The sequence below is a fragment of the Bartonella grahamii subsp. shimonis genome (assembly GCF_036327415.1).
GTDB lineage: Bacteria > Pseudomonadota > Alphaproteobacteria > Rhizobiales > Rhizobiaceae > Bartonella > Bartonella shimonis.
Genome location: NZ_CP123961.1, coordinates 202,728 through 229,619, shown reverse-complemented (window position 1 = coordinate 229,619; position 26,892 = coordinate 202,728). Strand labels below are relative to the sequence as shown.

The following is a 26,892-nucleotide window of genomic DNA, read 5'->3' as shown; positions in this document are numbered from 1 at the left end:
TGTTGACGATGAGGTTAATCCATGGTCAAGCATAATAAAACAAGTTTTTGGTTCTGTCTTATTAGAAGAGTATAATGGGAATGACGATTGAACATTATAATATAGGTGAACGCTATAATCCACGTGCCCGCGAGAAAAAATGGCAAGAAATTTGGGATGAAAAGAAAATTTTTCAGACTTCTCAAGAAGATGCTCGTGAAAAATATTATGTTTTAGAGATGTTTCCTTATCCGTCAGGCCGTATTCACATGGGACATGTGCGCAATTATGCCATGGGGGATGTGGTGGCACGCTATAAAAGGGCAAAGGGTTTTAATGTGCTTCATCCTATGGGCTGGGATGCTTTTGGTATGCCGGCTGAAAACGCTGCTCTGCAAAGTAAAGTGCATCCTAAAACTTGGACCTATCAAAATATTGCTGTGATGCGCGGGCAATTAAAGCAATTAGGGCTTTCACTCGATTGGTCACGTGAATTTGCAACGTGTGATGTAGAATATTACCACCGCCAACAAATGCTGTTCCTTGATTTTTATCAAAAGGGGTTGGTGGCGCGTAAAGTGGCTAAGGTGAATTGGGACCCCGTTGATCATACTGTTTTGGCAAATGAACAGGTTGTTGATGGGCAGGGATGGCGTTCTGGTGCGTTGGTGGAACAGCGTGAATTGACGCAGTGGTTTTTTAAAATTAGCGACTTTAGTGAAGATCTCTTGGCTGGGCTTGAAGAGCTGAAGCAGTGGCCGGAAAAAGTTCGCACGATGCAAAAAAATTGGATTGGAAAATCACAAGGTTTGCTGATTCGTTGGGCTTTAAAGTCGAGCGGGGATGCTGATGATGCAAGTGGTGTTGATAATGTTTGTGAGACATTTGATGAGGTTGTTTGTTATTCAACACGTCCTGATACTCTTTTTGGCGCCTCCTTTTTGGCTCTGTCTGTTGACCATCCCATTACACAAGCTTTGGCAAAAAAAGACAAAGAGTTGAGTGCTTTTATCGAAAGTTGTCGGTGTGGTGGAACGACAATGGCAGCACTTGAAACAGCTGAAAAACAAGGGTTTCTTACGCCCCTTTTGGCAGTTCATCCTTTTGATTCAACAGTGTATATTCCTGTTTATATCGCGAATTTTGTGCTTATGGATTATGGAACAGGGGTTGTTTTTGGTTGTCCTGCTCATGATCAGAGAGATTTCGATTTTGCGCGTAAATATGATCTTCCAATAAAACCGGTGGTTTTACCAAAAGGAAAGCAGGCAGAAGATTTTGTTATTGCTGAAACCGCTTATACGGGTGATGGGGTGATGATCAACTCCAGCTTTTTGGATGGTTTGACACCTCAACAAGCTTTTGAAGAAGCAGCCAAAAGGCTTGAAGAACAAATGCTCAATGGGAAACCTCAGGGGCAAAAAACAGTGCAATTTCGTTTGCGTGATTGGGGGATTTCACGTCAACGTTATTGGGGATGTCCCATTCCGATGATCCATTGTACATCTTGCGGAGTGGTTCCAGTACCGCGCGCCGATTTACCGGTTGTGTTGCCTGATGATGTTACTTTTGATCAACCGGGCAATCCTCTTGCGCGGCATGAAACATGGCAGAATGTTACTTGTCCTTCCTGTGGACAATCTGCCAAACGTGAAACCGATACCATGGATACATTTGTGGACTCTTCTTGGTATTATGCACGCTTTACGGCTCCTTTTGCGCAAGAACCTGTTGACAAACAAGCAACAGCTGAATGGTTGCCTGTGCAACAATATATTGGTGGAATTGAGCATGCCATTTTGCATCTTCTTTATGCGCGCTTTTTTATGCGTGCTATGAAATTGGTTGGTCATGTGACAGTAGATGAGCCTTTTAAGGGGCTTTTTACCCAAGGGATGGTGGTGCATGAAACCTATCGGGATGATCAAGGGTGGGTTTCTCCAGCAGAAATTTCGATTGTTGAAAAAGATGGAAAGCGACAGGCTTATAAATTAACTGATCAAAGTGAAGTGACGATTGGTTTGATTGAGAAAATGTCAAAATCAAAAAAGAATGTCGTTGATCCTGATGATATTATTGCATCCTATGGCGCTGATACTGTGCGCTGGTTTGTGTTGTCAGATTCCCCCCCAGAGCGGGATGTCATCTGGACAGAATCAGGTGTTGAAGGAGCCCATCGCTTTGTTCAGCGTGTTTGGCGCCATGTGGCCTTAAGTGCTTCTGTTTTAAAGGATGTGGCGCCTTGTGCAGGGCATCAGGGGGTGGCTTTGGAACTCTCAAAGGTCGCACATCGCACGCTTTGCGCTGTGGAAGATGATTTGGAAAAATTTGCTTTTAATCGGGCTATTGCACGCCTTTATGAATTCTTGAATGTTATGGCACCTTTGTTAAATAAGGTGGCAGATGTTGACGATGAAATGAAAGCTTCTTTACGTCAAGCCATGGATTTTTTTCTTGCTATGATTGCACCGATGATGCCCCATTTAGCGGAAGAATGTCATGCTGCTTTAGGGGGAAAAACTTTAATATCTGCGTTTGCTTGGCCTGTTTATGATCGCGCGTTAACTGTTGAAGAAAGCTATACTTTGCCAGTACAAATTAATGGCAAAAAACGCGGTGAGGTGACCGTTGCAGCAACAGCGAATGAAACGATGATTAAAGAAGCGGTTTTGGCTTTAGATTTTGTAAAGGCACAGCTGGTTGAAAAGCCTGTGAAAAAAATCATTATTGTTCCACAAAGGATTGTGAATGTCGTTTTTTAAAAGTTTTATTCTTGTCGTTTTAGCTGGTGTATTCACACTGTTGTGTGGATGCAAAGTTGAACCGCTTTATCGTCAAGAGTTGCAGAGTGCAATGACAATGAATTCTGCTTCTTATGGGGATCCTGTTTCTGGGGATCCTTCTGGGCAAGCTTCTTTGGGGCTTGCGCAAAAGCTCGCCTCTATTGTTGTGGAAGAGCCTTCGGATCGTTTTGGTCAAATGGTGCGCAATCATCTGCTGTTTCTTTTGTATGGAAAGGGTGGTAAACCTTCTCTCCCTGCTTATCGATTGGCATTGCAGATATCCGTCTTTACAAGAGAATCAATGCAGATAGAGGTTGATTTCGAGAAAAAACGAAAAGGACGACCTTCTGTTGGAACTGTTATGAGCAGAGCTTCTTACACTTTGCAGGATATGAAAAATACTCTTGTTGCAAAAGGAACAGCAATGATGAACGCATCTTTTGACCGACTTCGCCAAGAATATGCAACAATGCAAGCAGAAGAAGATGCAAAAAAACGTGTTGCCGAAGAGTTGGCTGAACAGATTTTTTTGTTACTTTCAAAAGATCTTTCCAATAAAAATTCTAGATATTAAGCAATATTTTGTCCTGTTTTTTTCCAGTCGTTGAGAAATATTTGCAACCCTTTCTCAGTGAGAGGATGTTTGACTAGTGCTTTTAAGATTGTTGGTGGAATTGTTGCAACGTCAGCACCACTTAGAGCTGCTTCTTTGACATGATTAACGGTGCGGATTGAAGCTGCCAAGATTTGTGTTTCAAAGTTATAGTTATCATAGATTGTGCGAATTTCATGAAGCAGTTCACTTCCATCATTTCCACAATCATCAAGTCTACCAATAAAAGGCGAAATAAATGTCGCGCCTGCTTTGGCTGCTAATAAGGCTTGATTGGCAGAAAAGCAAAGTGTGAGATTTGTTTTTAAGCCTTCTGTTGTAAGGGCTTTACAGGCTTTTAATCCATCGAGTGTTAAAGGAAGCTTGATACAAATATTGTCGGCAATCTTTGCTAAAACAGCCGCTTCTTTCATCATGCTTTCAAATTCTGTTGCTGCAACTTCAGCAGAAACAGGTCCGCTAATGAGAGCACAAATTTCTTTTGTAACATCAAGAATATTGCGCCCTGATTTTAAGATAAGAGAGGGATTGGTGGTAACACCATCAACAAGGTTTAAATTCTGTAACTCTTGGATTTCTTCAATATTGGCGCTATCCACAAAAAACTTCATATCTAACCTCTTTTTTAGCTTTTATCCTATTTTTTGTTATGCGCTATTGTTGACTGCAAAAGCAAGAGAAAGAATTATATCTGTGTAAAGAACAAGAATGCTATGATGTTAATCATGGACCTATTTTTAGTAAAGAAATATGACTTATTGTTTCCATACCCATTTTATATCGTTGCTCATGATAAGGTATAGGACTCATTGTGTACCAATATTTTTGCGTATTGGCATCTTTGCGTAGCGGTATTTTTTATACTTATGGAAATAAGCTAGCATTATTATACACTTTGCTTATTTCTTATTTGCGATTGTTTTTGATATTTGAGAGTGCATCATAAGATATTTTCCTTTTTCAGAGGGTAGGTTTAACCTCATCTTATGGAAACGAATGGATTGATTTATTTTGTCGTAAAGTACCATTAAAGAAGGCATGTGAAATTTTACACATGAAGTGTTTTTTATGGTCAATACATTGATTTATTCTGTGTTACCCATTCTTCAACAATACGCTTTTGTGCTGCTTATATTGTTGTTTGATTCCCAATCAAGCTGAAAGATGTACGCATGTATTTCCACGTTTTGGCATAAAGCCAAGGTGAATATTGTAACGGTTTCATTTGTAATATTATTCTCCCTGTAATTAAAATCATGGGATACTCTTTTATCAATAAGAACTTACAAATGTTCCTTGATGGGTTTGAAATGAGAGATGGGTTTGAAATGAGAAAAATTCATCGTATTGAGGGTTTTTATTACAATAGGTAAAATGATAATTATATCTTTATAAATCAGTTTGTTGAAGATAAATTGAGATATGAGGCGGTAAAAAATAAAAGTGTGTGTTTTGAGAAGAAGTCACACTATGGGATAGCTTTGTTGAAGAGCGCACTGACGATATCATGTTGAATGCTTAATAGTGATGAGCTTTATTTGCACAGAAGAATGGCACTGGTTTTTTTGCTGTAGAGTTTTTTGCTATAGAGGATGAGATTGGTTCTTTTTTGACATTTTGGTGATGGAATGAGTGTTAAAAAGAATTTTTGTGAGAAAAGTGTTGGGATAGCGGGAGAGATTGAATCCCGCAATAAATTTTATAAGAGTGTTTAAAGATAAGGTGTAGGCTTGTTGGTGTTCAAGAGGTCTTAGATTGGTTTAAAAGATGAATTCAAACGTGATAGAGGAAAAGATTGTGTCTGTATTGGTTCCTCTTCCTGTTGCTCATGCTTATAGTTATAAAGTTCCTTCTTCTATGGAGGTGAACGTTGGTTCTTTTGTTCGGGTTCCGGTGATGGGGCGTGAACTTTGCGGTTTTGTTGTGGATGGTGGAGAGAAGACAGTAGATGGGCAAAGGTCTGCTTCGGTGGCACGTGAAAAATTACGCTCTCTGCTTCATGTTTTTGAATGTCCCCCATTAAAGGCAGAAATGATCACATTTTTGCGTTTTGTTAGTCGCTATACAATGGCGCCTTTTGGTCTTGTAGCACGATTGGTTTTGTCTGTACCGGCTGCTTTAGAGCCGGAAGCGCAGATGATGGGTTTGCGATATTGTGGTGGAAATGTAGAACGTCTCACACCTGCGCGATCACGGGTTTTGGAATTGGTGCGTAATGAGAAGATATGGACACGTTCTGGTCTTGCGCATGCGGCTGGAACTTCGGTTTCTGTTGTTGAAGGTTTAAAAGCGCTAGGGGTTTTTGAAGATGTTATCGTTCCTGCTCCTGATCTTGTGGCAATGCCTGATCCTGACTTTTGTCCTCCTCAGTTGCAGGGAGCGCAAAATGAAGCAGCAACAGTATTGCGGGAAGGTGTTTTATCTTCTCAGTTTCAAGTTTTTTTGCTTGATGGTGTTACGGGGTCAGGAAAGACAGAGGTTTACTTTGAAGCGGTTGCTCAAGCTTTCAGAGGGGGCAAGCAGGTTTTAATTTTATTGCCGGAAATTGCTTTAACACAACAGTTTTTAGATCGTTTTTATGCACGCTTTGGAGCAGCAGCAGCAGAATGGCATTCTGATTTGACGCCACGCCGTAGAGAACGCGTTTGGCGGCAAGTTGCAGAAGGGCGGGTGCGTGTCGTTGCGGGGGCTCGTTCAGCACTTTTTCTTCCCTTTCATGAGCTTGGCTTGATCGTTGTTGATGAAGAGCATGATAGCGCTTATAAACAAGAAGAGCGCATTTTTTATCATGCGCGTGATATGGCTGTTGCACGAGGCTCTTTTGAGCATTTTTCTGTTATTTTATCTTCAGCAACACCGTCAATTGAAAGCCAAGCTAATGTTTTAAAAGGGCGTTATCAAAAGGTGCATTTACCTTCCCGTTTTAAAGAAGTTGCACTTCCACAGTTGCGGGTGGTTGATATGCGCCAAGGAGGGGTGCAAAAGGGGCGCTTTATTTCCTTTGCTCTTGAAAGGGCTTTAAAACATACTCTTGATAAGGGCGAACAGGCTCTTCTTTTTCTTAATCGTCGTGGTTATGCACCTTTAACTTTATGCCGAATTTGCGGACATCGTTTTCATTGTACTGATTGTTCAAGTTGGTTAGTCGAACATCGTGCGCAAGGGCAACTGAAATGTCATCATTGTGGATATCATCAACCACTTCCTCAAGCCTGTCCTGAATGTGGGACATTAGATCATCTCGTGGCTTGTGGTCCGGGTGTGGAAAGAATTGCAGAAGAAACACAAGTGCTTTTTCCTCAAGCGCGATCATTGATTCTTTCAACAGATCTTAAAGGGGGGATTGGGCAATTGCGAAGCGAATTGCAAGCCATTGTCAATGGCGATGTGGATATTATTATTGGAACACAGTTGGTCACTAAAGGACATCATTTTCCAAAGCTCTCTTTGGTTGGTGTTATTGATGCTGATCTTGGTCTTGCCAATGGCGATTTACGCGCAAGTGAACGTACCTACCAGCTGCTTTCTCAAGTTACCGGAAGAGCAGGGCGTGTGGGATTGGAAAGTTTAGGATTATTGCAAACTTATCAACCAGATCATCCGGTCATCAAAGCCTTACTTTCATGCCAGCCAGAAGATTTTTACACGCGTGAGATTGCAGTGCGTCAGCATTATCATTTGCCTCCCTATGGGCGGCTTGCCTCTTTGATTGTGTCTGCACAACAGCGCCAAGCAGCAGAACATTATGCGCGCGCATTGCGTCAAGCAGCGCCACGGGAAAAAAATATCTCGGTTATGGGACCAGCAGAAGCACCTTTGGCTTTGGTTCGGGGGCGTTATCGTTTTCGGCTTTTGCTGCAAGGACAGCGCTCTTTTGATATACAAGGGTTTATACGTGCAATGCTTGGCGGTACACCCAAAATGCCCAGATCTGTTCGAGTTCAAATTGATATTGATCCGCAAAGTTTTTTCTAAAACCAGTATCACATAAAGTGAAGGTCTCTTTGCTTAAGGTGCTTTACTTTAACTATTATCTTTTCAGAATAAGCATCCAAACAGCCAAATATGATACATGTGCATTGCGTCAAGCAGCGCCACGGGAAAAAAATATCTCGGTTATGGGACCAGCAGAAGCACCTTTGGCTTTGGTTCGGGGGCGTTATCGTTTTCGGCTTTTGCTACTTTTTTGTTTTAGGGACAGTATCCTTTCTGATAGAGGAATTCTTTTTATAAGGGCTGGTTATAGAGGCTGAAAATGCTTGCAAATATATCTAAAATGCTTCGTTCCGTTCGAGTTCAAATCGATATTAATCTACGTTTTTCTAAAATCAGTGCAATATTAAAGTGAAGCTATGTGAGCTTAATGAAGATGGTGTTATGTTAAATTGGGGTGAGAATATTATATATTTTATTTATCTTTAACGGGCATATATATTTGTTTTGGAGTGTAAAGATAGAAATGAGCATCTATCATTATCTTTCTTATTTATTCGGCTCTAGAGTTTTTAAAAGCGTCCGTAATAATAATTTTTATAAATAATAACATATTGATTTATAGTGATAATATGCTGTTATTCATATTAGAATCTCAACTATTGTAGGATTCTCTTATTTCAAATCTGTTTATATTGATTAATCAAAACTATTTGTTTGCCGTTACAAACAGGGAGAGCCGTGTGGAGTGAAGCTGTATAAGAAAGGATTAAAATACCTAATCATCTCAAGTATTAAGGGCTGTTGCAACATTGGGAGCTGGAAAAGTGTGGGATGGTGTTGGCTTTCTAATCAAGCGTAATGATGAGGTTCCCTGTATAGCATTTATGGGCGCTGTCGTGAAATAGAGATTATCCATTATTTCATATTTCACGCTTTTTTCTTTTCGTTCTCTAAAGGGGGCGCATTTTTCATGTAAAGTAGAACGCCCAAAACAGAATATTGCAGAACATCTATTGTATTACTAGATTTATGTACTTGTTTAAGCAAATGTTTCTCAGCATGCTCGAATTCATTTTACGATGTTTCTCGAGTGTAGAATGTAAAAGCTTTCATGAATGAAAAAACCGCGTTAAGGCTCTCCATCTTTATTTCATAAGGATATAAAATGGCGCCATTTATTATTCAGCTTTTAATATTACGAAAGCTCTTGGTACTTGAGAGCGTTTATACGAGGTATTTTTTCTTTAATCATTTCCTTTTTTGTTTGTGATGGAGCAAGGGAGTGATTTTGATAGAAAGATTTGAAATAAGAGAATCTTTCGATGTTTGGGGCTCATCTGGTATGAAAAATGATATATTATCATTATAAATCAAGGCGTTGTATGCTTAAAGAGTGTGTTTACAAAAAAATATACTTGGTGAAATTTTTTAAAAGGAGTGGGTATTTGAAGAAAAAAGATCAATGTTTCCTTTAATTTTTAGGAGGATATTCATTATTTTTCTTTCTTGTCGGTTTGAAATAATAGACTTTTTCAGTCGCATTCGCATCTTGTTAAAGGTCTTGTGGTGATAAAGGGAGTGTTTTAAGCGAAGCAAAATCAAAGAGAGTGAAAAAATCACTCAGAGAATGTCAAAAAGAGGCATAAAAAAACTGTGATGCCATCCTGTATATCTAAAAAAAATTCTTTTCAAAAATATTTTGAATATTTTATTAAAATTTTTAAAAAGCAGCGATTTGTGGTGTTGCGAGTCGGCTATGTCTATGCTAGAAACCAAGAGGTTTTTGTTCTAGGTTTTAAGAAGAAGATTCTTAAGATTGAGAATGTCTATTTCATTTCATCTGATAACTATCAGAGAGTCGCTCAAGGAAAAGAGGCGGTATTTCGTGTCGGATTCATTTTCTCTTATACCGCTGCCGTTGGTAGATCAACGCTATGCGCAAGCGCTTTTTGATTGCGTTCAAGAAGCCGGAAACGTTGAAAAGGTTGAAAAGGCAGTGGAGAATCTTTTGCTTGTTTTGGAGCAAAATAAAGATTTAAAACGCTTCGTGCTTAGTCCGTTCTTTTCAGTCAAAGAGCAAATTAAGGTGATGCAATCTGTGTGTGAAAACATCAAATTTGCTGATAAAAACGCAGGACAGGTTATTGGTGATTTTTTACGCGTTATTGCAATAAACCGTAGGCTTAGTGCCGTATTTGGTATTTTACATGCTTTTCAGCGGTGTGTTGCACGCGCTCGTAGGCAGGTTACTGCGCAAATTGTTTCTGCGCGTCCCTTAAGTTCTCAACAAAGGCAAGAGTTGTGTGAGGCTTTGGAAGGTGTCGTTGGAGGAAAAGTTTTGCTACACATCATTGTGAATCCAGCAATTCTTGGTGGATTAATCGTTCGTGTGGGGTCGTTTCAAATTGATACGTCTCTTCTCACAAAATTGTCTTCGCTTAAGCTTGCATTGAAAAAAGAGGTCAGCTGATGGATATTAGACCATCTGAAATTTCAAAAATTCTAAAAGAGCAAATCAAAAACTTTGACCAAAAGGCTGAGGTTTCAGAAATTGGTTGGGTTCTCTCTGTAGGGGATGGTATCGCTCGCGTTTATGGTTTGGATAATGTCCAAGCAGGAGAAATGGTCACTTTTCCAAACGGTGTGCGCGGTATGGCCCTCAATTTGGAAGTTGATAATGTCGGTGTGGTCATTTTTGGCTCAGATCGCGATATTCGTGAAGGGGATTGTGTAAAGCGATTGGGCGCTATTGTGGATGTTCCTGTGGGGCCCGCTTTGCTCGGGCGTGTGGTTGATGCGTTGGGAAACCCTATAGATGGTAAGGGTCCCATTAAAGCAACGGAGCGTCGTCGTGTTGATGTTAAGGCGCCAGGGATTATTCCGCGTCAGTCAGTGCATGAACCGATGTCGACCGGATTAAAAGCGATTGACGCACTCATCCCCATTGGACGGGGGCAGCGTGAATTGGTGATTGGTGATCGCCAAACAGGAAAAACAGCAATTTTGCTCGATACATTTTTAAACCAAAAGCCTTTTCATGAAAAAGGGGCTGGGCGAGAACAGGACAAAGTTTATTGTATTTATGTGGCTATCGGTCAAAAACGTTCGACGGTGGCACAATTCGTTAAAGTTTTAGAAGAACGTGGAGCACTGGAATATTCTATTATTGTTGCAGCAACCGCTTCTGATCCAGCACCGCTGCAGTTTATTGCGCCTCTTGCTGGATGTGCTATGGGTGAGTATTTCCGTGATAATGGACAGCATGCTTTGATTGGTTATGATGACTTGTCAAAGCAGGCGGTGGCGTATCGTCAAATGTCTCTTTTGTTGCGTCGTCCTCCAGGTCGTGAAGCTTATCCGGGAGACGTTTTCTATCTACATTCGCGTCTTTTAGAGCGGGCTGCGAAGTTAAATGCGGAAAATGGATCTGGGTCGTTGACAGCTTTGCCGGTTATTGAAACGCAAGCAAATGATGTTTCTGCCTATATTCCTACAAATGTGATTTCGATTACGGATGGGCAAATTTTTCTAGAGACTAATTTGTTTTATCAAGGAATTCGTCCTGCTGTAAACGTTGGTCTTTCTGTGTCACGTGTTGGTTCTGCCGCACAAATTAAGGCGATGAAGCAAGTTGCTGGCTCGATTAAAGGTGAATTGGCGCAATATCGTGAAATGGCAGCTTTTGCGCAGTTTGGCTCTGATTTGGATGCCTCAACTCAGCGTCTGTTGAATCGGGGTGCGCGCTTGACAGAGCTGTTGAAGCAGCCGCAATTTTCCCCACTCAAAACAGAAGAACAAGTGGTGGTTATTTTCGCGGGTGTGAATGGCTATCTTGATTCTCTAGCGGTTTCTGATGTTGCGCGATTTGAGCAAGGTCTTTTAGTGCTTTTGCGGAGTGATTATCAAGATCTCTTAAAGGCAATTGCTGAGCAAAAGCAAATAACAGACGAGCTGAAAGATAAGTTGATAACTGTTCTTAACACTTATGCGAAAAATTTCTCGTGATGAATTGATGGAATGCTTGAATGGCTTCACTAAAAGATCTTAGAGACCGTATTGCTTCGGTTAAAGCAACACAAAAGATTACCAAAGCTATGCAGATGGTTGCAGCAGCAAGGTTGCACCGTGCGCAAGAGGCGGCACAGTCTGCGCGTCCTTATGCAAAAAAGATGGCTGATATTTTGACCAGTGTTGCTGCTGATGTAGATGGTGTTGATGCGCCTGCTCTTATGCGTGGTACGGGGCGAGATGATGTGCATCTCTTGGTAGTGTGTACAGCTGAGCGTGGTTTGTGTGGTGCTTTTAATGTGCAAATCGCTCGTCGTGCACGTGAGCAGATTAAGGCATTGTTGGCGGTTGGTAAAATAGTGAAAATTATCACTGTGGGTAAAAAAGGTGCAGATATTTTATCGCGTGATTACAAGGGTTTGATAATTGATCATATCGATTTGCATGCTGTAAAGCGCATTGGTTTTGCAGAAGCGGTGATGATTAGTCAACGGATTGTTGATTTGTTTAATGAAGGCGCTTTCGATGTCTGTACGCTATTTTATTCTGAATTTATTTCCGTGATTAATCAGCGTCCAACAGCTTTTGGCTTGATCCCCATGATTGCTCCAAAAGCAGCTGTTGAAGCAGTAGATGTTGTGGAGCAAACCAATCATAGCAAAGATTCACAATCAATTGTTTATGAATATGAACCTGATGCTGCTTCTCTTTTAGAGGCGCTTGTGCCACGCAATCTTTCGGTGCAAATTTTTCGGGCTTTGCTAGAAAATGTTGCTGGTGAGATGGGGGCCAAGATGACAGCTATGGATAATGCATCGCGCAATGCAGGTGAAATGATTAATAAATTGACGGTAGCTTATAATCGTCAACGTCAGGCACAGATTACGACAGAATTGATCGAAATTATTGCGGGCGCTGAAGCGCTTTAAATGGAAAAGGTAAGGATTGATGGTAAAAGCAGTAACCTCAAGCAAAGGAACAGAAAAAGGTGAAAAAAAGAAACCAGCTACTCGTTCCGGCGTGAAAAAAACCGCTTCGAAATCTCAAGCGGATGTAAAGGCTTCCTCTGTAATTACACGTAGTGCGGCTAAAGATACACCTGTAAAAAAAGATACATCGGCAAAAAAAGAAGAGCGTTCAAAAGGCGCTGTTGGTGAGATCAAGCAGGTTATTGGTGCTGTCGTTGATGTGCAATTTGAAGGTGAATTGCCAAATATTCTTAACGCTTTGGAAACAGAGAATTTAGGCAATCGCTTGGTGTTGGAAGTTGCGCAGCATTTGGGTGAAAATACCGTGCGTACAATTGCTATGGATACCACTGATGGTTTGATGCGGGGACAAAAGGTTGTGGATACGGGAACGCAAATTAGCGTTCCTGTAGGAGAAGCGACGTTGGGACGTATTATGAATGTGATTGGAGAACCAGTGGATAATGTGGGACCAATTCCAGCAACCAAAACGCGTTCTATTCACCAGGAGGCACCTGAATATGTTGAACAATCAACCGTTTCAGAAATTCTCGTTACTGGTATTAAAGTCGTGGATTTGTTAGCTCCTTATTCTAAAGGAGGTAAAATTGGCCTGTTTGGTGGTGCTGGTGTTGGAAAAACCGTTCTCATTATGGAGCTTATAAATAATATTGCAAAAGCACATGGTGGATATTCCGTATTTGCTGGTGTGGGAGAACGTACACGTGAGGGAAATGATCTTTATTATGAAATGATCGAAAGCCGCGTGAATGTGAATCCAAAAGAGAATAATGGTTCAACGGAAGGGTCAAAATGTGCCCTTGTTTACGGGCAAATGAATGAACCACCGGGAGCACGTGCGCGTGTGGCTCTTTCAGGATTGACCATTGCAGAAAGTTTTCGTGATGAAGGACAAGATGTTCTCTTCTTTGTGGATAATATTTTCCGTTTCACGCAAGCAGGGGCCGAAGTATCCGCTCTTTTAGGGCGTATTCCTTCTGCTGTGGGGTATCAGCCTACCTTGGCAACAGATATGGGAGCTTTGCAAGAACGTATTACCAGTACAAAAACAGGCTCTATTACTTCCGTTCAGGCAATTTATGTTCCTGCTGATGACTTAACAGATCCTGCGCCGGCAACATCTTTTGCTCATTTGGATGCGACAACTGTTCTTTCGCGCTCTATTGCGGAAAAGGGAATTTATCCGGCGGTTGATCCGCTTGACTCTTTCTCGCGTATGTTAGATCCATTGATTGTGGGGGAAGAGCATTACACTGTTGCTTGTCAAGTGCAAACCATTTTACAACGTTATAGAGCGCTTCAGGACATTATTGCTATTCTGGGAATGGATGAACTTTCTGAAGATGATAAATTATTGGTGGGACGGGCACGTAAAATTGAACGTTTCCTTTCGCAACCTTTCCATGTGGCGGAAGCCTTTACTGGTTCGCCGGGAAAGCTCGTTCCTTTAGAAGAGACAATCAAAGGCTTTAAAGGTCTTTGTGCGGGCGATTATGATGATTTGCCAGAAGCTGCTTTTTATATGGTTGGTTCGATTGATGAAGCTCTTGAAAAAGGAAAGCGTCTCATGGCAGAGGCTTCTTAATTTAGAAGCTTCTTACTTGAGGAGAAATTTTTCATGAATATTTTTCGTTCAATAAGGACAAGTTGTTGAAAAAGATAAGTTGTTAAAGAGGGCGCAGAGTCCTTCTATCGGATATTGTGGAGACTTTTGTGGAAAACAATAGAGAAAAGCATTTTTTATTTGAGCTTGTATCGCCTGAAAAAATTGTGTTTTCAGAGCAGGTAGTGTCTGTTGTTCTTCCTTCAGCCTCAGGTTCTTTGACAGTTATGGCGCATCATGCGCCATTGGTGGCAAGCATTGTGTTGGGTAGTGTTCGTGTTCGTACCTCTTTGGGTGAGAAATTATTTGCTGTGTGCGGGGGTGTTGCAAATATTACCTTTTCGGGCTGCTCTTTATTGGTAGAGCACGTTGTGGCTGTAGAGCATCTTTCTTTTGATGTATTAGAACAGCAGATTTTGCAGGTTCAAGCGACGTTAGAAGGAGGGGTAAGCGATGAGGACAGTCATAAAATAGAGGCTTTTTTCCAGCAATTGTCAGCTGATGGTGCTGTGTTGATAGAGGCGTAGCAGAGTATACAGGAAAAAGATGACATGAGCGGAAAAAAGAGTACGGTTGTGTCTGCTAAAAGGGGCGGAAAACCTTTTCCTCATCCTGGCCGTGTTTTTGCGGGACCTTTGCCAAAATGTTTTGTTTATATTTTTGCTTCTCTCATTTTGCAATGGGCTTATGGTTTAGGGGCGAATATTGTTCAGTCTAACATTGTCCATCTTACGGGTGATTTTCACGCAACTTTGGCCGAGACAACATGGTTGGTAGCGGCCTATATGGCGCCAAATGTGAGTGTAGCGATTATGTTGATCAAAATCCGCTATCAATTTGGGTTGCGTGCTTTTGCTGAATTATCAATCCTTGGTTTCGTTTTGGTTTGTGTGTTGCAACTCTTTGTGACCGATTTGCGTTCTGCGTTGATTATTCGTTTTTTTGCTGGGATTGCTGCTGCTCCTTTGGCTTCGCTTGCACTGCTTTATATGATGGAGGCTTTTGCTCCAGCAAAGAAGTTTACTGTTGGTCTTAGTTTGAATTACATGAATGCAGCTTTAGCGGCACCTTTATCACGTTTGATTTCTCCTGATTTGCTGGAAAATGGTGGTTTTTCCAGTCTTTCTGCTCTGGAAATGGGGTTGGTTCTCATCAGCTTGGTCTGCATCTATACTTTGCCTCTAACGCCTGTTGTCCGCAGTAAGGTTATTCAAAAGTTAGATTGGATCAGTTATGGTTTGATTGCTCTTGGTCTTGGATTAAATGCCGTGATTATGTCTGTTGGCATATTGTATTGGTGGTATGAGGCGCCATGGATTGGTTGGGGGCTTGCACTTGCTATTTTCTCGTTGGCTATTGCTATTATTATTGAGCTTAATAGAGAAAAACCGTTGATTGATTTACGTTGGATTTTCAGTAAAGAAATGGTTCAATCTGTTTTTATTTTATTGATCTTTCATGTTTTTTTGTTAGAGCGGTCAAATTTGCCCGTAGGTTTTTTTAATCTTTTTGGTTTGCTTAATCGTGAAATGGCGCCCATGTATATTGCGGTGACATTGGGTACTCTGTTAGGGGGGGCTGTTTGTGTCTTTTTTTTACGGGCGGGGCGTGAAGATTATTTTTATTTGTTATCTTTAGGTTGTTTGGCGCTGGGAGCTTATTTAGACAGTCGTGTAAACTATTTAACCCGTCCGAAAGATATGATGTTGAGCCAAGGGTTGGTGAGTTTTAGTTATGCACTTTTTTTGCCTCCTGCTCTTTTCAAGGGGTTTGTGATCGCTGGTGCGCGAGGACCGCGTTATGTTTTGAGTTTTATTGCGGTTTTTTTGCTAACGCAAGTGACAGGAGGATTGATAGGGTCAGCTTTTTTTGGCAGTCTGCAGCTTTATTTTGCCCATAAGAACTTTGAGTCTTTAACACAAAATATTGTTGTTACTGATCCGCTTATTTCTGGTGAGATGAATACTTTGTTTTCGCCTTCTTATGGTGCTCCTGTTCCTCATGGCTTGGGGAGTGAACAGGGTACTTCTCTGTTGATAGAGAAATTTAAGTTAACAGCAAATATTTTTGCTTATGATGACGTTTTTCGGCTTTATTTTTATATTTCAATGATTGTATTCATTATCTTTCTTGTCACAATGGTTATTAAGTCATGCTCTTTGCGTGCGTTAGAAAAGTAGAGTGATGTTATAGAAGAGGGGTGCAAAAAATGATAAAAGCATTACGGTCAAAAGCTACGATTGTTGCATTCCTGTCAGGTATTACGGGTGTTTTGCTGATTTTGTGGGCTTGGAGGCTTCCTCCTTTTGTAAATAACATTCAAATAACGGATAATGCTTCCATTAAGGGCAATGTTACTCTGGTTAGTTCACAGATCTCTGGGGTGATTGCACGGATTTATGTGCAAGATTATCAACGTGTTGAAAAAGGAATGCTGCTCTTTGAGCTTGATGATTCTCTTTTTCGGCAGCAGCTTGCACGGGCACAGGCTGTTCTCGATTCAAAAAATGCAAAACTGGCCAGTATTGAATTGCAAGCTCAGATTTTGCAGGGAGAAGTTAATGCTGCAGAAGCAGAATTAGCGCGTTCACGAGCATTCTCTAATGTTGTTCCTGATAGTAAAAAGTTAGGCTTTGGTGATGCGGCAATTTCTGTTTCTCGCCCTCTTTCACAACTCTTGGCAGCCCTAGAAACAAAACGACAATTGCAAAAACAATTAAATCTTGAAAAACAAAGTTTACAGTCAGAAGTTTCCGGAGCAAAGGTGAGTGTTGAGTTGGCAAAACTTAATCTCGATCATACAAAGATTTTATCTCCTAGAACAGGCTATATTGGATTGGTTGGCGCTAGGGTAGGGCAATATGTTATGCCAGGTACGCAATTGGTTTCTGTTATTTCTGATGATATTTGGATTATTGCTAATTATAAGGAAACGCAACTTTCTCAGATGCGTGTGGGACAACCGGTTGTTTTTTCTGTTGATGCATTGAACAATAAAAAGTTAACAGGGCGTGTGGTTCGTTTTGCTCCAGCGACAGGTTCGGAGTTTTCATTGTTAAAAACAGATACGACAATTGGTAATTTTATCAAAATTGCGCAACGTATCTCAGTACGGATTTCTTTAGATCCTGGGCAGGAGGGGATTGAAAAGCTCATTCCTGGGATGTCCGTGGTTACGTATGTGGATACTTCGCAGCGGGTCAATTCTGGAGGATAAAATTTTGGGTTTTTTCAGTTTAATTTTTGTGCCTTTTACTTATAGCAAATGGCTATTCACATTGGAAGATTTCGTTTGGTTTGTTATGATACATCTTTTAAAGCTCTTAAAATACTTATATGTCATGATGTAAAATAATATTCCTTAGAATATTAAAGCGCATGCATCTTTACTCACTTCCATTTCTTTTAAAATAACCCAGTAAAAGGGAGATGGATGCAATGTTGAAAACTTTTTTGTAGTTTCTTGCAACATTGTTCTTTGAGATGTGGTGTTATTGTATATTTAGAAGATGGGGGTAGGGGGATGTTAGATAAAAAATTTCATGATAGATTGGCGGGATGGATGGAAAACTTATCTTTTGGGGGAGAGTGTAAAGTTAGGGGGGAAGACGTAAAGTTTATATTTTGTAAACTATAAAAAATGCCCGCTTTGAGTCGGGCATTAAAAGGGAAGGTTGTTGGTTGTATTGTTAATTTTTACGAACCAGCAAGAAGCTTGCTAAAACGACACCCGCTGCTAATGCGAAGGTTTTTTTAGGGTTTTCTTTCGCTTTTTTCTTTAATTCTGTTGCATGTTTGTTGAGGTGGTAAAGCGCGTGACGGCCTTTTTGTTTCCATGTGTTAAACAGCTCAGAAATGTTTTCAAAGCGATCATTTTGAGCACTCCAATGGTTTACGGGGACCAGCTCTCTTTTTAATTGTGCTATACGTTTTTTAATTTTAGCATTTTTGGCGTTGGTTGAAAATAGACACATTATTGACTCCTTCATGTGTTAGACTATTGTGTGACAGTTGGAATTGTGTTTGGGGTTTTGCTATAACGGCTTGAAAATTGAAAGGTTGCATTGATAATGCCGCGTGTGGGTGAGATGAGAATTAAGAGTTTGAGTTTAATGAAGGATTTCCTAGCGGGCTCGAGTTCATTTCATGATGGTGTTTGTTAAGGATGTAAGGTAAAGATTTTTACAAAATGGTGTAAGATTCATTCCACTATCTTTATTTCATAAAGATGTAAGCTGATGTCTTCATTTTTTTGTTTGTTTAAAGTATTGGGATAGCTTTTAGCACTTGAAATAGTTTATAAGGAATTCTTATTCCCTATCTGTAGTTTTTATCTACATGTTCTCTTGTGGCTGTAGGAGAGCGGTACTGATTGATTCAATTAAGAAGAGTTGAAATGAGAAAATCTTACGATATTTGGGTTTGCCATTCAAATTTGTAAAAAATAGATTATTATAAATCAACATGTTGGATTAATTGGGCAGTGTCTTTCATGCATTTTTAAAAATTGTGCTTTGATAGGCATTATCTGTTGTGTTGTAAAACACTGTTTTGCGATGACATTGATGTTGAGGTATAGGCATGCAGCTTAAAAATACAGTATTGTCTCTGTTTGATTTCAGTTTCTTTTTGAATCAACCATGTGTAGAAGTTATAAACTTGAACAAGAGTAGTAGAACTTATCCGGTGCGTCTATAGAATGAATCGCACCGATGAATTGAATTGCATCAGTGGTTAGTAGGTGGAACCTTTTGAGAGCACTCTGTTAAGATTGGTGGGCGGTGTAATTTTCCTCCTTTGAAGCGCCGGAGGAAGTCAATGTAAATGATGATTGATAGCGCAGGTTTTAAAAAATTGAGGACTTTATGAGTACGACCTATTTTTTATCTAAACCATTTGAGCGTCGTCGGTCTGTTGGTGTTGCTGTTGGTGATGTGATCGTTGGGGGGCAGAGCCCAATAGTTGTACAGTCAATGACCAATACAGATACAGCTGATGTCGATGCGACTGTTTCTCAAGTGGCTGCTCTTTGGCAAGCTGGTTCACAATTGGTTCGAATTACTGTGGATCGTGATGAAGCGGCGGCAGCTGTGCCAAAAATACGGGAGCGATTGGAGAAGTTAGGATTTTTTGTCCCATTGGTTGGGGATTTTCATTATATTGGTCATAAGCTTTTATCTGAGCATCCTGCGTGTGCTGAGGCGCTTGCAAAATATCGCATCAATCCTGGAAATGTCGGTTTTGGCGCAAAAAAAGATCGTCAATTTGCAGAAATTATTGAGATTGCTTGCCGGTATCATAAAGCTATTCGTATTGGTGTGAATTGGGGGTCTCTTGATAATGCATTGTTGACACGGCTTATGGATGAAAATGCACAGCAAGAAAATCCTTTGTCTGTTTCTGAAGTCATGCGAGAAACTATTGTTCAGTCAGCTTTGCTTTCGGCTCTTTGCGCTGAAGAGATGGGATTGGGACGTGATAAAATTATTCTTTCTGCTAAAGTGAGTGATGTCCAAGATCTTATTGCTGTTTATACCACCTTGGCGGCACGTTGTGACTATGCTCTTCATTTGGGATTAACGGAAGCTGGGATGGGAACAAAGGGGATTGTTGCTTCTTCGGTGGCTTTGGGTATTTTATTACAGCAAGGGATTGGCGATACGATACGAATTTCCTTAACGCCTGAACCGGGTGGTGATCGGACACGAGAGGTGAAGGTGGGGCAAGAACTTTTACAAGTGATGGGGTTTCGGCAGTTTTTGCCTGTGGTTGCGGCTTGTCCTGGATGTGGGCGTACGACCTCAACGGTTTTTCAGCAATTGGCGCAAAAAATTGAAGCAGATTTATACAAAAATATGCCTGTTTGGCGTGAAAAATACCCTGGCGTTGAAAGTTTGAAGGTTGCTGTGATGGGATGTATCGTCAATGGACCAGGGGAGTCAAAACATGCGGATATTGGAATCTCTTTGCCTGGAGTGGGGGAAAGTCCTGCGGCACCTGTTTTTATTGATGGACAAAAGGTGAAAACTTTGCGGGGTGATCACATTGCTGAAGAATTTGAAGGGCTTTTGAGTGATTATATTCATAAACGCTTTGGGTAGGGGGGAAATAAATTCTTGGAGTGCATTTTTTCTTCATTAAAGGTTGTGTTTTTGCTTGTAAATCAATATTCAGTCCTCATTGTGGTTGCATGTTGAGAACAAGATGATTGTTCATAAATTGAGGCGCTTCTTCACTGTTTTCAAGCATTTCTCCTTGATAATACTGTCTTCAAACAGATCCAATAGAAAACTAAACGTGACATTATTTCCATTAATTTTATGGGTTGCCATGAAAAGCTGGATAGTGCTGTTAGAATTTTTCTCAATTAATAGGATAATTTGAACTCTTTTCAAAATTTTATTGTTTAATTTTTTTACAAAAGCTTTATTGCTTGCCGATCGTGGGGTCCTGTACTTTTTTTCAAATACTTCAATACCTCAAAAAAGCTTTGTATTGCTATAACAGCCTTCTATGCAAGTTCATAAAAGTACAAAAAATCATAAACTGCGCAGATGGTTGGAAGTACTTATCTTCGAAAAATAAAAATCCATTTCGAACAAATATTACAGATTTGAGACACTATAAAAATATGGCTTGAGCAATTTTGTAATTAAATAAGCTACCAAAGTTATTAGTCGATGTAATTTAATATGAATGCCAGCTTAAAATTGGGAGAGATTATTCTTCCGAATATTATTTTAAACGAGGAGGTTAAAATGAAAGTAGAATTAAACAGTAAAGTGGTATTAGGGACGAAGATCAAGTCTTATTCTTCTACATCTGCTAAAGTAAAATCTTTGATTTGCGATTCTGTATTGTCATAATTTAAAATATTGGAAGGGGGGAGTTCCTATTATTTTTAAAAGCAATCAAGATATTGGTTTTATAACTCGTAGCCCAGGATGTGTTAGTAAACTTCTTTCAGGTTTGTATGCTTGTGGGTTGATTGTAATATGGGATTTTGGATATTTTGGTTGCCAACGTATAGATAAAGATGATCGATATACTCCCTCAACAAGGGGCATTGATTTGCGTATTTTTATCATTCGGTACTATGAACTTAAGGAAAAAGTAGATAAAAAATTGAAAAGTGTTGTGTCCTAATATGGCATATTTTCAGTGTACGATACTGATATTGTTAGTTTGAAATTACCTGTCCAATATCACGAAGATAATTGTACAAATCACTTCGCACATCATGTAATTTTTTCGCCTCCAATGTATTATTAAATTCTTGCACACATTTACGTTGTTGGTCGAAAAAATATTCTAATTTAGTTTGATATTTTTCATGTTTACTATCATTTGTATAGATTTTTGCCACTTCTTCTTCCATAGAGAAATCTTTCTTAATGAGATGTCTTCCTATGCTAACTTGGAAAATGAATCCGGATAATAGGCAAAAACTACTTGGTTTTAAAATTTACATAAAGAATAATTTATATACGAAATAAATATTTTAATTATTTATCTTAAGTACCATTAATCTTTATTTTTTAAGGCGTAAAGAAGGTCAAAAATAGTAAAAATTTTTTATTTTGAAAAAGGAAAAAGAGATAAAATGATCAACTTATCCTAGCGGGGATAATTTTCTAGAACCTCTTCTTCTAAAAAAAGATATATACAAGATATTTTTATTTAGCAATTATTTTATTAGATCCTTTATACTTTTTTAATGAGAGGCTAAAAATGTTAAATATTTTCAATTAATTATTATTTTAAAATGAGAGGCTGTCTGCCTCTCAAACTCTCCGGAACGCTCACCAAAATCATGACATCAGATCCGCGTTTAATGAGGGGTTGTATGACCCCTTCTATTTACGGTTGGGGGTGATATGTATTTACAAAATGAAGAGGCGCTCTTATTGGCTCGCGATATGAGAGCATGTAGAGTCAATTTGAATGTCCTTGGTTTAGGAAAGAGATCTTCCCTTATATTGGTCGCGAAGAAATGATAAGAACAGCGATGGTTTCTTTGTTTTGCGCTTATAAGAAAAGTATTGTTATTTCTGGTCCTGCTGGATGTGGGAAGACTTCTTTTGTGCGTGAGTTAGCTTTTAGGCTTAATCAGTTTAAGCCTATGTTGAATGGATATGTCATACTAGAGGTTAATTTAGGAAGCGTGATATCTGATACGGGATTACGGGGGGAGTTTGAACGAAAAATCGGAACTTTAATAGAAACTGTGTCTCCATATGAGAATGTCGCCCTTTTTATTGATGAAGGGCATTCAATCGCTCATACCAGAAGTGATGGAGGTATCGGTGCCATGGATTTATTCAAACCTTTTATGCTAGAACAGAATTTAAAGTTAATTATAGCGACAACTTCTGCAGAATTAGCACATATTCAAGGGGATGCAGCATTTTTTCGTAGATTTCATCATGTAAGCTTGAGTGAGCTCTCAATAGATGAAAAAATGAATGCTATAAGGCTACATATAAAATCTTGAAGAGTATCATGGGCGTAAATTTTGTTTCGATAATTTTAATTTTGATAACACAAGTGATTTGCACGATTTGTTGAGTCATGTAGATCTTCAGCTTGCTAGGGGGAGATTTGAAAATGAATTTGCTCTATAAAAACAAGTATGTTTACTCATATACCATATTAGCGAGGCAAGAAGGTGATGAGGTTTTGATAGGGGCGGATCTACAAAATGTTATAGCTCTTGATATGAGTGGTACGTCACCGAATGTTATAAAGGCTTTGGCGTGTTTTGATGTAGAGAATACTATAGGTGATATATATTGAAATGTAACCTAGATACTGCAGAAAGCGAAGATTTTTTGTATTTAGCAAAATATATGCTTGATAATAGAACCACCCTTTTCGAAGGAGGATTCTATTAGAAAAGCTGGGCTTAGTGAGAGCGAGTATAATAGATTTGATAGGCAAATTAACTTATTCAAGCCTGTATCAGGTAGTTTTGACAATGCCCTTTTAGCTAACTCCAAATTGAAAGAGGCTAAGATAACTATAGTTGGTTTGGGTGGATGTGGAAGTTATGTTTTTTATACATTATCTGCTATGGGGGCAGGACATATTAAAAGCTATGATTTTGATATTGTCGAAGAATCAAATTTATCTAGACAGATACTCTATAATTATAGTGGCTTAGGTAAAAAAAGGTTGATGTTGCTAGAGATAAAGCTCCATATATTAGTCCTTCGACTCAATATGAGTTCTATGATGAAAAAATAGATAATATAGAAAAGGCATGCCGTCTATTCGAAAGAGCTGATCTTGTTATATGCGCAGCAGATAATCCAAGGCCAGCTTTTTTCCATTTAATGAACGAAGCTGCTTTTAATATGGGTGGTGCGCTGTTATATGCTGCTTCGGCCACGGTAAATGCTATTGTTGGCCCATTGATTATTCCAGGTAAAACCAGATGTTATGCATGTGTGAATCAGAATCATATGAAGGATGTTAATGAGTTTGAGTTTGTTAAGACTATTAAGCAAAACTATATGAATACTTTGATAGATCCGTAAATGTTGTTGCTGGTTCTTTGGCTGCTCTTGAGGCAATAAAATATTTAACGGATTTTGACATTTGTCAAATTATAGAAAAGACATTATTTATTAATTTTTCCAGCTATAAAATTGATAGGACTGAAGATCCTTATAGCGGTTATTGCCTCATTTGTCGTAAAATGTAAGCTTTTATCTTTATATAAAATGATGTATAGGATGCCCTTTTTTGACATTATTGGGGGGATGGATGACAAGTATATTAGCATTTGGATTTTTATTTAACGGTATAAGAATTTTAACAGGCGCCTTTATTGTATTTTATATGCTTGAAAAAGGACTAACTCTTATCGACATAGGGATCATTAAGTCGTTTCAGGCTTTTATTATGATGGTTACAGATATTCCTCTGGGATATTTTGCCGATAGAAAAAGTTATAAAATATCGATCGTTTTGGCAGCGGCTTTTGCTGCTACATGGCTCTTTCTCATGGGAATTTCTACAAGCTTTTACGGTTTTCTTTTAGCAGAATCTTTTAATGCCTTATCGCTGACATTGATTGCTGGGGCTTACAATGCTTTACTTGTTCAATATGCAAAAGCAAAAGTGACATCGACTAAAAAAGTGCTGGGAGCGAGCTCTCAATATAATTACATCGGCATGTTTATCTTTAGTTTGATTGGTGCTTATTTTGCTGATTATTCGAGCCAATATATATGGTATATCGCGGCGTTTTTAATGTTGATGACAACACTCTTTGGTTTGTTTTTTCTTGATGACCTTAAAGGAGAGAAAAAAACAAATAAAGCAAACTCTCTTCAGGCGAATTCTCTTATTTGTGATACTAAAGAGATGTTGTCTATTTTTATTAAAGTTCCTTATATCTCTTTATGCTTTTATTTTTCACTGATCTTTTTCAATATCTTTTCGCAATATTGGCAGTGGATCTTTAAAGATCATCATATTAATGTTACTTATTTTGATCTTGGTGTGACATTTTCACTGGTATTGCTCTCTCAGCTCTTGGCTAGTTTTCTCTTTACAAAACTCAGTGAAAGAGTGAATTTTGTTTTATTGCTGTTTCTTTCAGTATCCCTGATTTTTACAGTGGCTTTCTTTGAACCAAAAAAAGAAATTGCTGTTATTATAGTCTGTATGATTTTTTATCTCATTAAGTATACCTATCTGCGTGTGGAAGTTGTCTTGCATGATTGTATTAGTGATCATTTCAGGGCTACATATGAATCTTTCTTGTCAACCGTTGGGAGATTTAGCCTCTTGGTATTTTTTTACATGAGTGCGTATATGGTCAATATATTTGGCTTTTTTTCACTCGTTTATATTTTTGGTATCTATTTATTGATTTACTTGTTGGCAGTGGTTTTTTTAGAAGGAACTCTCAAAAAAGCTTAGTGAAAATAGTAACGTATTATCACATGTGTTTCATGCAGTGTTATAGTGGGGCTAGGCTTTTATTTATTAAGGCGCATTGTTTTTTGCATGTTGAATGGGAAAGCGGAATGTTATTCGTTATTCTTATTTCAAATCTATGTATGTTGAAGCAATCAAAGTCATCTGCTTGTACGTTATAAGTAGTGGGCGTGGCATAACAATCATTAAAAAAGAAGTTGCTTCTGATAAACACTGTGCCAAGAGTTGCTGACAAGATTGGAAAAAGCAAAGAAAATGATTGTGCTGAATTATATGCTTATTAAGGAATGGTGATGGAGCAGTTTTCCCATTTTCATTGGTTACTTGCTGGTAATACTTTATCTCATTAGAGCTAATTTAAGCAGTCGGACAATTTATAGCCTGTTCAAATAGGCTTTTCTCATGACCTATTTTATTGTTGGTATATCTAACGCGTTTTATTCCTGTTTCTTTAAAGTATGAACCATCTTGTTAAGATAACGACATTTTCCATTCCCATTTTTGAGTATTTTCTCTTTGGTTGTGGCGTTAGCTCTGTATTTTCTTATGTCATAAAATATTCTGATCCAGATAATAAACTTATTTATGGAAACTTTGAATGGCTCCCCCCTTCTTTGAGAGGGAATAAAATCAAATACAGCAATATTGTTGAGTACAATTTGCTACAAGTAAGCTACAAGAAAACAACACATATTGATATATTTGATGGAAATCTGTCGAGCTATACAAATTATGGTTATTAAAAAGTAAAGTGGTTAAATTGTTATCCGTAAGGCATGTTGTAACATTTATAACTCTTTTTTCTGTATTGGTATTGCTGAGATGTGCTCGTGTGGATAGTCTAGAGCAGGACAATAAACTTTACGAAGAATACATAAATGAAAAATACGAGACTTTAGAACATTTTCAAAAACAAGAGCAAGCAAGAAACTTCGTATATAGCCGTGATTATCAGAATATGGCCCAAAATTTGATATTATATAGCATCTCATATACTTATTGTTTTATGTGGATGCTTTGTTAATTTATTGCGCGGCGATTATAATGAGGAGATGTCATGGGCAATGTTATCTAATATTATAAGAAGTTGCGTTATGACTATAATTGGAGAAAAAACAATTTTATTTGGGCATATAATATGTCTGTGAACTCTATGGATCCCATAATTGATTATGCAAAAAAATTTCTTAATTCTTCAAGTGGAAATGGTATTAGCTCAACAACACAAATTATTGACCTTGTGTCTAGTATAAGCGCTGGTTCATAATGAAAAAACTGAACAAATAGCGTGTTTTTTCATAGAGCTCAAGACGATATATGACATGATGAAACCAAGAAGAATTTACAAATGACATTAAATGGGTAATGGGCAAAATTCTTTTGAAAGATATTAAACGGTTATGATACTCTATTGATAATCGCGATATTTTATTATTCATGTTGCATATTTTTTTATTATGGCTTCAAAAGATGGACATATTTTCCAGCTTTGGCAATAGGCATAGGTTCACTTACAATGATGCTCTTCATCTTAATAAGAAAATTTCACTTGAAGGAGGAAATTTGCACTTGGCTTGAAAAAACTACTTATCATAAATGAAATTGCACTATTATATATAATAATAAGGACTTTTTTATCTTTCTGTTGCAATGATCATTCTCTGTTTAATCTTATCAATTCTCTTTTTATGCAATGAATTGAATAAACGAGATAAAGAATGTGACGAATTAAAGTTGTATAGTGATCGTGATTATTATTAAATTGAAGTTATTATACACTTTTGTAAAAATGTTTCTACTTTTGAAGAGGCACGCCGACGCTATTACTTTGCTAGCCTCCAATATTGCTACAGCCCTTGGCTCTTGAGAAAGAGATATTTTTAGCCTTTCTTTGATGTTTTTCCCCATGCGGCTTTCCCCGTTTGTGAGGTGAAAGCAAATGATTTTGATTGATTCAACATACACAGATTGAAAGAAAGAATCTTACGGTATTCAGAGTTTTAATTCAATATGTATAACGCTAATTATCAT

18 protein-coding genes and 1 pseudogene are annotated in these 26,892 nt (G+C 38.6%); 15 read left to right on the top strand and 4 right to left on the bottom strand.

Annotation, left to right across the window (positions count from 1 at the left end):
• Positions 1–80 precede the first annotated feature (80 nt).
• Together leuS and QHG57_RS01245 are read left to right on the top strand one after the other, a co-directional pair.
• A complete protein-coding gene (leuS, locus tag QHG57_RS01250) occupies positions 81–2,741 on the top strand; it encodes a leucine--tRNA ligase (protein WP_330169597.1) in 2,661 nt (886 codons plus the stop codon).
• Positions 2,728–3,336: an LPS assembly lipoprotein LptE gene (locus QHG57_RS01245; RefSeq protein WP_330168293.1), complete on the top strand. Its 609-nt coding sequence runs from the start codon at positions 2,728–2,730 to the stop codon at positions 3,334–3,336. Before leuS ends, QHG57_RS01245 begins: the two co-directional genes overlap by 14 nt.
• On the opposite strand, the gene fsa is transcribed toward QHG57_RS01245, so the two are convergent.
• On the bottom strand, positions 3,333–3,986 hold the full coding sequence (gene fsa, locus QHG57_RS01240; protein ID WP_330169314.1) for a fructose-6-phosphate aldolase: 654 nt from the start codon (positions 3,984–3,986) through the stop codon (positions 3,333–3,335). The genes QHG57_RS01245 and fsa overlap by 4 nt on opposite strands.
• Positions 3,987–5,142: 1,156 nt before the next feature.
• On the opposite strand from fsa, the gene QHG57_RS01235 reads away from it, so the two are divergent.
• Entirely contained in the window at positions 5,143–7,350 is a 2,208-nt protein-coding gene (locus QHG57_RS01235; RefSeq protein WP_330169313.1) for a primosomal protein N', read from the top strand.
• Positions 7,351–7,379: 29 nt separating this feature from the next.
• A complete protein-coding gene (locus QHG57_RS01230) occupies positions 7,380–7,628 on the top strand; it encodes a hypothetical protein (RefSeq protein ID WP_330169312.1) in 249 nt (82 codons plus the stop codon).
• A gap of 467 nt (positions 7,629–8,095) precedes the next feature.
• On the opposite strand, the gene QHG57_RS01225 is transcribed toward QHG57_RS01230, so the two are convergent.
• Positions 8,096–8,242 (bottom strand): hypothetical protein, encoded by a 147-nt coding sequence (locus QHG57_RS01225; RefSeq protein ID WP_330169311.1) that lies wholly within the window; start codon positions 8,240–8,242, stop codon positions 8,096–8,098.
• 954 nt (positions 8,243–9,196) lie between these two features.
• On the opposite strand from QHG57_RS01225, the gene atpH reads away from it, so the two are divergent.
• The 7 genes from atpH to QHG57_RS01190 all read left to right on the top strand — a co-directional run bounded on the left by atpH (position 9,197) and on the right by QHG57_RS01190 (position 17,128).
• Positions 9,197–9,781 (top strand): ATP synthase F1 subunit delta, encoded by a 585-nt coding sequence (gene atpH / locus QHG57_RS01220; RefSeq protein WP_330169310.1) that lies wholly within the window; start codon positions 9,197–9,199, stop codon positions 9,779–9,781.
• Complete coding sequence (gene atpA, locus QHG57_RS01215) at positions 9,781–11,316, top strand: F0F1 ATP synthase subunit alpha (RefSeq protein ID WP_330168288.1); 1,536 nt, start codon at positions 9,781–9,783, stop codon at positions 11,314–11,316. The genes atpH and atpA overlap by 1 nt, the downstream gene beginning before the upstream one ends.
• Positions 11,317–11,336: 20 nt before the next feature.
• Complete coding sequence (locus QHG57_RS01210; protein ID WP_330169309.1) at positions 11,337–12,248, top strand: F0F1 ATP synthase subunit gamma; 912 nt, start codon at positions 11,337–11,339, stop codon at positions 12,246–12,248.
• A 19-nt stretch (positions 12,249–12,267) separates the two neighbouring features.
• Positions 12,268–13,893, top strand: a complete 1,626-nt coding sequence (gene atpD / locus QHG57_RS01205) for a F0F1 ATP synthase subunit beta (protein WP_330168286.1) — start codon at positions 12,268–12,270, stop codon at positions 13,891–13,893.
• A gap of 128 nt (positions 13,894–14,021) precedes the next feature.
• On the top strand, positions 14,022–14,438 hold the full coding sequence (atpC, locus tag QHG57_RS01200) for an ATP synthase F1 subunit epsilon (RefSeq protein WP_330169308.1): 417 nt from the start codon (positions 14,022–14,024) through the stop codon (positions 14,436–14,438).
• Positions 14,439–14,462: 24 nt separating this feature from the next.
• Positions 14,463–16,091 carry an MFS transporter gene (locus QHG57_RS01195; protein WP_330169307.1) on the top strand — a complete coding sequence of 543 codons (1,629 nt, stop codon included), beginning with the start codon at positions 14,463–14,465 and terminating at the stop codon, positions 16,089–16,091.
• Positions 16,092–16,120: 29 nt separating this feature from the next.
• Positions 16,121–17,128 (top strand): HlyD family secretion protein, encoded by a 1,008-nt coding sequence (locus tag QHG57_RS01190; protein WP_330168284.1) that lies wholly within the window; start codon positions 16,121–16,123, stop codon positions 17,126–17,128.
• A gap of 472 nt (positions 17,129–17,600) precedes the next feature.
• Here the strand turns inward: QHG57_RS01190 and QHG57_RS01185 are convergent, their stop codons facing one another.
• Positions 17,601–17,885 carry a hypothetical protein gene (locus QHG57_RS01185; protein WP_330168283.1) on the bottom strand — a complete coding sequence of 95 codons (285 nt, stop codon included), beginning with the start codon at positions 17,883–17,885 and terminating at the stop codon, positions 17,601–17,603.
• Positions 17,886–18,776: 891 nt separating this feature from the next.
• Here QHG57_RS01185 and ispG point away from each other — a divergent pair.
• Entirely contained in the window at positions 18,777–20,012 is a 1,236-nt protein-coding gene (gene ispG / locus QHG57_RS01180) for a flavodoxin-dependent (E)-4-hydroxy-3-methylbut-2-enyl-diphosphate synthase (RefSeq protein WP_330169306.1), read from the top strand.
• 1,079 nt (positions 20,013–21,091) lie between these two features.
• Here ispG and QHG57_RS01175 read toward each other — a convergent pair.
• Complete coding sequence (locus QHG57_RS01175; protein ID WP_330169305.1) at positions 21,092–21,289, bottom strand: hypothetical protein; 198 nt, start codon at positions 21,287–21,289, stop codon at positions 21,092–21,094.
• A 630-nt stretch (positions 21,290–21,919) separates the two neighbouring features.
• Between QHG57_RS01175 and QHG57_RS01170 the strand changes: the two genes are divergently transcribed.
• The 3 genes and pseudogenes from QHG57_RS01170 to QHG57_RS01160 all read left to right on the top strand — a co-directional run bounded on the left by QHG57_RS01170 (position 21,920) and on the right by QHG57_RS01160 (position 24,843).
• The gene (locus tag QHG57_RS01170) at positions 21,920–22,405 is read left to right on the top strand and encodes an AAA family ATPase (RefSeq protein WP_330169304.1); all 486 of its coding nucleotides are present in this window, start codon (positions 21,920–21,922) and stop codon (positions 22,403–22,405) included.
• Between the two features lie 359 nt (positions 22,406–22,764).
• A pseudogene (locus QHG57_RS09725) lies at positions 22,765–23,450 on the top strand (HesA/MoeB/ThiF family protein).
• 229 nt (positions 23,451–23,679) lie between these two features.
• Positions 23,680–24,843 carry an MFS transporter gene (locus QHG57_RS01160; RefSeq protein ID WP_330169302.1) on the top strand — a complete coding sequence of 388 codons (1,164 nt, stop codon included), beginning with the start codon at positions 23,680–23,682 and terminating at the stop codon, positions 24,841–24,843.
• Positions 24,844–26,892 lie beyond the last annotated feature (2,049 nt).

Excerpts from the sequence above, each read along its gene's own strand:
- leuS (WP_330169597.1), top strand. The coding sequence starts at position 81 with ATGACGATTGAACATTATAATATAGGTGAACGCTATAATCCACGTGCC.
- QHG57_RS01245 (WP_330168293.1), top strand. The coding sequence starts at position 2,728 with ATGTCGTTTTTTAAAAGTTTTATTCTTGTCGTTTTAGCTGGTGTATTC.
- fsa (WP_330169314.1), bottom strand. The coding sequence starts at position 3,986 with ATGAAGTTTTTTGTGGATAGCGCCAATATTGAAGAAATCCAAGAGTTA.
- QHG57_RS01235 (WP_330169313.1), top strand. The coding sequence starts at position 5,143 with ATGAATTCAAACGTGATAGAGGAAAAGATTGTGTCTGTATTGGTTCCT.
- atpA (WP_330168288.1), top strand. The coding sequence starts at position 9,781 with ATGGATATTAGACCATCTGAAATTTCAAAAATTCTAAAAGAGCAAATC.
- QHG57_RS01210 (WP_330169309.1), top strand. The coding sequence starts at position 11,337 with ATGGCTTCACTAAAAGATCTTAGAGACCGTATTGCTTCGGTTAAAGCA.
- atpD (WP_330168286.1), top strand. The coding sequence starts at position 12,268 with ATGGTAAAAGCAGTAACCTCAAGCAAAGGAACAGAAAAAGGTGAAAAA.
- QHG57_RS01195 (WP_330169307.1), top strand. The coding sequence starts at position 14,463 with ATGAGCGGAAAAAAGAGTACGGTTGTGTCTGCTAAAAGGGGCGGAAAA.
- QHG57_RS01190 (WP_330168284.1), top strand. The coding sequence starts at position 16,121 with ATGATAAAAGCATTACGGTCAAAAGCTACGATTGTTGCATTCCTGTCA.
- QHG57_RS01185 (WP_330168283.1), bottom strand. The coding sequence starts at position 17,885 with ATGTGTCTATTTTCAACCAACGCCAAAAATGCTAAAATTAAAAAACGT.
- ispG (WP_330169306.1), top strand. The coding sequence starts at position 18,777 with ATGAGTACGACCTATTTTTTATCTAAACCATTTGAGCGTCGTCGGTCT.
- QHG57_RS01175 (WP_330169305.1), bottom strand. The coding sequence starts at position 21,289 with ATGGAAGAAGAAGTGGCAAAAATCTATACAAATGATAGTAAACATGAA.
- QHG57_RS01170 (WP_330169304.1), top strand. The coding sequence starts at position 21,920 with ATGGTTTCTTTGTTTTGCGCTTATAAGAAAAGTATTGTTATTTCTGGT.
- QHG57_RS01160 (WP_330169302.1), top strand. The coding sequence starts at position 23,680 with ATGACAAGTATATTAGCATTTGGATTTTTATTTAACGGTATAAGAATT.